The organism is Mycolicibacterium peregrinum, from assembly GCF_001665625.1.
Lineage (GTDB): Bacteria > Actinomycetota > Actinomycetes > Mycobacteriales > Mycobacteriaceae > Mycobacterium > Mycobacterium peregrinum_B.
In genome coordinates, this window is sequence record NZ_LZSY01000154.1 from 1 (window position 1) to 985 (window position 985).

Here is a 985-nt window from a genome sequence, read left to right on the forward strand (position 1 = left end):
AGGTGCTGCCAGATGAGCACCGACAGACCGAAGGAGGCGCCGAGGGACAGCACCACGGTGCCGACGATCACCGCGGCCACCTTCAAGGACATGCAGGAGGGCGCCAACTACGACCTGATGATCGCCGGAATCGCCGCGCTGTGCCTGATCTTCATCATCATGTTGATCCTCACGCGCAGTGTGGTGGCCGCCGCGGTGATCGTCGGCACCGTGGTGCTGTCCCTCGGCGCCTCCTTCGGTCTGTCGGTGCTCATCTGGCAGCACCTGATCGGCCTGGAACTGCACTGGATGGTGCTCGCGATGGCGGTCATCGTGCTGTTGGCGGTGGGTGCGGACTACAACCTGCTACTGGTCTCCCGATTCAAAGAGGAGATCCACGCAGGTTTGAACACCGGCATCATCCGCGCCATGGGCGGCACCGGGTCGGTGGTCACCTCGGCAGGCCTGGTGTTCGCGTTCACCATGATGTCGATGGCAGTCAGCGAACTCGCCGTGATCGGCCAGGTGGGCACCACCATCGGTCTGGGCCTCTTGTTCGACACCCTGGTCATCCGCTCCTTCATGACCCCGTCCATCGCAGCCCTGATGGGCAAGTGGTTCTGGTGGCCGCAGATGGTGCGCCAGCGGCCCAAGCCCGAGCCGTGGCCGAAGCCGATCCAGCGCGAGCCGCAGGACTCGCTGGCTTAGCCCTACCCTCAAACTCCGCGAGCGTGCGTGTCTGCTGATTGGACACGCACGCTCGCGGCGTTTCGAGAGGTCGTTTACCGCACGAGCGCCACGGCGAAACCGTCCCAGCCCTTGGTGCCCACGGTTTGAATGGCCGCGGTGTCCAACCGCGGATCGGCACCCATCATCTCCAGCATGTCGCGCACGGCCTGCGCCTGTGCGTCGTCGGGCGCCGGTGCGAGCACCCGACCGAAGCGGGTCACGTTGTCGACCACGATGATCGAGCCCGGCCGACCCAGTCGGATCGCCCACCCCATCC

At 65.6% G+C, this 985-nt stretch carries 1 protein-coding gene and 2 pseudogenes; 1 reads left to right on the forward strand and 2 read right to left on the reverse strand.

The genetic code is table 11. The features are described 5' to 3' along the window. Positions 1–77 (reverse strand): annotated as a pseudogene (locus tag A5779_RS34990) (MMPL family transporter); the annotation flags it as partial. Between A5779_RS34990 and A5779_RS24045 the strand changes: the two are divergent. Then, positions 70–687 (forward strand): annotated as a pseudogene (locus A5779_RS24045) (MMPL family transporter); the annotation flags it as partial. The pseudogenes A5779_RS34990 and A5779_RS24045 overlap by 8 nt on opposite strands. A gap of 74 nt (positions 688–761) precedes the next feature. Here the strand turns inward: A5779_RS24045 and A5779_RS24050 are convergent. Then, positions 762–985 (reverse strand): O-methyltransferase (locus A5779_RS24050; protein ID WP_064886258.1); only part of this gene is annotated, 224 nt, incomplete at its 5' end.